The organism is Microcystis sp. M49636_WE2 (assembly GCF_030065375.1).
GTDB classification, from domain to species: Bacteria; Cyanobacteriota; Cyanobacteriia; order Cyanobacteriales; family Microcystaceae; genus Microcystis; species Microcystis aeruginosa_C.
In genome coordinates, this window is the sequence record NZ_JASJFG010000672.1 from 1 (window position 1) to 5,292 (window position 5,292).

The 5,292-nt window shown below is 44.7% G+C and carries 2 protein-coding genes and 1 tRNA gene; 2 read left to right on the forward strand and 1 reads right to left on the reverse strand.

Annotated features, from left to right (window positions below; genetic code table 11):
* Position 1: 1 nt before the first annotated feature.
* Positions 2–1,075, forward strand: coding sequence for a glycosyltransferase family 4 protein (locus PX484_RS15510; protein WP_288104596.1), 1,074 nt, complete (start codon positions 2–4; stop codon positions 1,073–1,075).
* A gap of 252 nt (positions 1,076–1,327) precedes the next feature.
* Positions 1,328–1,414 (forward strand) — tRNA-Ser (locus PX484_RS15515).
* Positions 1,415–1,704: 290 nt separating this feature from the next.
* On the opposite strand, the gene mfd is transcribed toward PX484_RS15515, so the two are convergent.
* Positions 1,705–5,187 (reverse strand): transcription-repair coupling factor, encoded by a 3,483-nt coding sequence (gene mfd / locus PX484_RS15520; RefSeq protein WP_287766915.1) that lies wholly within the window; start codon positions 5,185–5,187, stop codon positions 1,705–1,707.
* Between the last annotated feature and the right edge of the window lie 105 nt (positions 5,188–5,292).

Here is a 5,292-nt window from a genome sequence, read left to right on the forward strand (position 1 = left end):
AATTAATCTCTCGGTACTTTTTCCCCAACCCACGGGAATCAGTACCTACATTCTTAACCTCTTACCCTACCTGAAAAATTTAGAACCAACCCTACTAACAGCTAATAGTTATCCCGACTTTAACTGTTATTCTATCCCCAAGGGTCTCGGCCCCGATCGAGGAGCGAAAGGTCATTTAAAACGCTTACTCTGGACTCAGTGGCAGTTACCGTCAATTTACCGACAATTAAACGCCAATTTACTCTTTTCTCCCCTCCCAGAAGCACCGATAAATTCTCATTGTCGCTTTGTCGTCATGGTCCACGATTTAATTCCCCTGCGGTTTCCCAGTTTTACTTCCCCCTTAACTCACTATTTCCGTTATTATGTGCCGCAGGTATTACAACAGGCAAAACATATCATCTGTAACTCTCAGGCAACGGCCAAAGATATCACTGAATATTATCAAATTCCCGCCGATAAAATTACTTCTATTCCCCTAGCCTATGATCATCATCACTTTCGTCCTATGGAAGATAATAAGCCAGAGCATCCCTATTTTCTCTATCTCGGTCGTCCCAATCCCTATAAAAATTTACCGCGTTTAATCGCCGCTTTTGCCCAACTGCCCCCAGATTTAACAGATTATCATCTTTGGATTGCCGGCAGCTTTGATCGCCGTTATACCCCCAATTTACAACAACAAGCGCGAGAATTGGCAGTCAGCGATCGCATTAAATTTCTCGATTATATCCCCTACGATGAGCTGCCCAAGGTGATCAGTCAAGCCACTGCTTTAGTCTTCCCCAGTCTCTGGGAAGGCTTCGGATTGCCCGTTTTAGAGGCTATGGCCTGCGGTACACCCGTTATTACCTCAAATTTGTCATCTTTGCCCGAAGTCACGGCAACAGCGGCAATTTTAATCGATCCCTATCGAGTCGAGTCCCTAGCCGATGCCCTAAAAATTATCGCTCAAGATCGACAATTACACTCAAAATTAAGTCATCTAGGCAAAAAACGGGCCGATGAGTTTAGTTGGCAAAAAACTGGTCTAGCTACGGCAGCAATCTTAAATCAATATCTAGGATGTGCTTAGGGACTTGCGTGGGAATAATATCCCAATCGATCGGAGGGCGCAAGCTTTGCGCCCCTACAGTAACGGATTTTGTCCACAATGTAGGGGCGAACTGCGTTCGCCCAAAAGGTACATTATCAAAGCGCAGGTCCATTAACTGACAGGGTTTCCCGTCCAGATGAAGTATAACCTGATCGGTCATCGTCGGAAAAAGAAAAATAATTTGACAGATCGGCAGCATTTACTGTAGGATTGATGATCGTGACCTCAATTGGAGAGATGGCCGAGCGGTTGAAGGCGCAGCACTGGAAATGCTGTTTAGGGGTAACTTTAACGAGGGTTCGAATCCCTCTCTCTCCGTACCCAAAGCACCTTATGAGTAGGTAGGCGTTAAAAATTATCAGATATCCCCGTTATCAAGGGTAGGGTTGATTCATGAATCAACCCTACCTTATCAAGGGGGGATTAAAGGCAAAATCCATTTTTAACTTAATTATAACCAGCTACTTAGGTAGTCTTGCAAAAGTAATTTCCCGGTTGAGACAGGAGATTACTTTTAGTGATTATCTTCTCCCCTGCTCCCCACTTCATAATTGATAATTGATAATTCATAATTCCCAGTCTCCTATACTTTTTAAACAGGATTTAGTCTAATTCCTCGTCGGTAAACCATCTTTACACTTAGCTAACCACTCCAATAAACTATCTAACTGCTGTGGTGGTTTTACCGTTCCTAAACCCCTAACCGTCACCTGTTTGGGACTATAAACAAAGCGTGATTGTATATGTTGGGGTAGGTGTTCTTGTAATAATTTCCACGCTGGTTCCTCCATAGGAGTTTCTAGGATAATATGCTGTTTTCCGTCGGGTTTAATTCGCGAAAAACCGAGGGATTTAGCCAGATGTTTTAACTCGATTACCTTAAATAATTGTGCCACCGGTGCAGGAATTGCCCCGTATCTATCCACTAAATCCGCGGCAATTTGTCCTAAAGCTTTCTGAGAATTGGCAGTAGCGATCGCCCGATAGACATCCATTTTCTGCTCCAGATCGGATATATAATCGTTAGGAATAAATGCAGTTAATTTCAGATCGATTTGGGTATCCTCCACTTGGGGAATTTCTTGACCTTGAATTTCTCGCAAAGCTTCCTGTAACATTTCCATATATAGATCAAAACCAATCGCTTCCATTTGTCCCGATTGTTCCGCACCTAATAAGTTACCCGCACCGCGAATTTCCAGATCCCTAGTCGCTAATTGATACCCCGATCCTAACTGGGTAAATTCTTGAATTGCCTTTAATCTTTCCCGAGCGGTTTCTGTTAGTTCTGCCTTGGCCGGATAAAGTAACCAAGCGTGCGCTTGTACTCCCGATCGCCCCACCCGTCCCCGCAGTTGATAGAGTTGCGCTAAACCGAATTTTTGGGCATCTTCAATGATAATTGTGTTAACTCTGGGAATATCTAACCCCGACTCCACAATAGTCGTACAGACTAAGATATCCGCTTCCCCATTATTAAATGCTAACATGGTGGTCTCTAATTCGGACTCATCCATACGACCGTGGCCGATGGCAATTCTAGCACCAGGAATCATCCCTTGAATTGCTGCCGCTTTTTCTTCAATTCCCTCGATTCTGGGTACTACATAAAAAATCTGTCCCCCCCGATCCAATTCATTGCGAATTGCCGTTCTAATCACATCAGAATTATAACTAGAAAGGTGGGTTTGAATGGGACGACGAGAGGGGGGAGGTGTGGTAATTAAACTCATTTCTCGCACCCCAGAAAGGGACATATAAAGAGTCCGGGGAATCGGTGTCGCACTCAAGGTTAACACATCAATATTACTTTTAAAAGCCTTAATTTTTTCCTTTTGGTTGACCCCAAAACGCTGTTCTTCATCAATTACCAATAATCCTAAATCTTTAAACTCCACCGCTTTACTCAATAACAACTGCGTCCCCACCACTATATCCAATTCCCCCGTTTTCAAGCGCTGGACGATATCTTTTTTCTCGGAATTGGTGCGAAAACGATTTAATAAACCCACGTTGATGGGATAGGGGGCAAAACGTTCTTTTAGGGTGTGATAATGTTGTTGGGTTAAAATCGTTGTTGGTGCTAATAAAGCCACCTGTTTATGACCCGTGGTGACAGCTTTAAAAATAGCACGAATGGCCACTTCTGTCTTACCAAAACCCACATCCCCACAGACTAAGCGATCCATCGGGCGATCGCTTTCTAAATCCCGTTTCACATCCTGTATCGCTTTCAGTTGATCAGCAGTGGGTTGGTAGGGAAAGGAATCCTCTAACTCCCGCTGCCAGGGATTATCCATCGGATAGGCAAAACCCGATTTTTGGGACCGTTGGGCGTAAATATTGATTAAATCAACCGCTAACTTCTTAACTGACTTCCTGACGCGAGCTTTCGTCGCTTCCCACGCTTTGCCAGAGATTTTATGTAATTCTGGCTCTTGATTACCTGTATGACGATAACGGGAGAGATTATCAACAGAATCGGCAGGAACCCGCAATAATCCATCGGCATATTTAATAACTAGATAATCTCGACCTTGCACTATTCCGCTAATTGTGCTTTCTTGCTTTTCTAGTTTGATAAACTGTCCGATGCCATGGTGTTTATGTACTACAAAGTCGAGGGGACGGAGTTTGTTCACGTCCACCTGTACCGAGGCTGCTTGCCGACGTTTGCGGACGTAACCGGCAGTATTTAAAAGATGTTGCCCGAAGAACTCTCGATCAGTAACGACGACTATGCGATAGGTGGGTAGGATAAAACCTTCTAATTCAGCTAATCCTGAGTATTTTAGGGCTGTAGCGGTGTTTTGAATGATTAAGCGATCGATCGCCCCAAAATCGAGGGGATTGGGGATAAATTGGGACGGACAGTCGTGTTCCTGTAATAACGAGACTGTGCGGGAGGGTTGGGCAGATATTAACCATGTAGCGTACTTATTTAGTTTAATACCGCTATAAATCTCTCTTTTTCCCCGTAAAATTTCCGCTAGTTTGGCGAATTGTCCCGGATTGGTGGGAATCGGACGACTGGAGAGATTAAGGCTATTTTCGGACAGGTGATCGTCTATTTCCGAGAGGTAGAGATGGGGAAATTTAGGCGATATTTGCAGAGATTCGCCAAAAGAACGGTGAATTTTCGGTAAAGCTGGTTCTATCTCTTGCCAGCGTTCCCCAATATATTCTATCCAGCGATCGCTTCTAGCTTGACAGCTTTCCAGTTCATCAAAGGCAATAAGAGTATTGTCAGGGAGATAATCCAATAAAGAGGCAGGTTGACGGAAGGCCAAGCCTAAAAATCGCTCAATTCCCTCTGGATAAATGCCATTAGCCAATTTTTCTCGCTCTTCGGCCTCCAGATAATCGGCCACTGTCGGGGGGAGAGAAGGGGCAATCATCGCCGCGAAGCTAGTGGGAGTAAGAAGCAGATTGGGGATAGAATCGAGCGATCTTTGGGTGGCAGGGTCAAATTCTCGCAATTTTTCCAATTCATCGCCGAAAAATTCTAACCTGACCGGTAATTCTGCCGAAACTGGGAAAATATCAACGATATCGCCGCGACGACTCCATTGCCCTTCGGTTTCTACCAGTGAAACCCGTTCATATCCTAATCTAGCTAGGGTTAGATCGAGGTTTTTGGCTTCTATCACCCTTCCTACCTCAAAATTATCGCTATACTGCTCGAAAACCTCTCTAGGGGGTAAATGGGGCTGCAGGGCCTTTTCGGTGGTAACGATCGCCATTCCAGCCTCTTGATGAATGATTGTCGATAATACCTGCATCTGTCCCCAAATCATCTCGGATTCCCGATTAAATGTCTCGTAGGGGCAAGCTTCCGAGGTGGGATAAAAGAAAACACCTTTCCACGTCATCGCTTCTAATTGTGCCGCCCAACGTGCCGCTTCTTCCAGATTGGCACAGATAATTAAAAGATTTTTTCCTTGACAACGGGCGAAAGCTGTGCTTATTAATCCTTTCGGTAAGCGGGCAAGGCCCGTTAGGGTTAAATTGCCATTTTTCTCCAGTTTTTGGATAAGTTCGGCAGTTAATGGCGATTTTTCAATGTTGCGAATAACGGAGGCAAAAGTCATTTTTTCGTGTTCGGCACTCGGTTTTTAGTTAGGGTTTGCGGCAAAAAGTTTTTCGTGGGGACAGGGTGTGGGGTGTGGGGTGTGGGGTGTGGGGTGTGGGGTGTG

What these genes read in the sequence shown, in the direction of transcription:
- mfd (WP_287766915.1), bottom strand. Translation starts at nt 5,187, where the DNA reads ATGACTTTTGCCTCCGTTATTCGCAACATTGAAAAATCGCCATTAACT.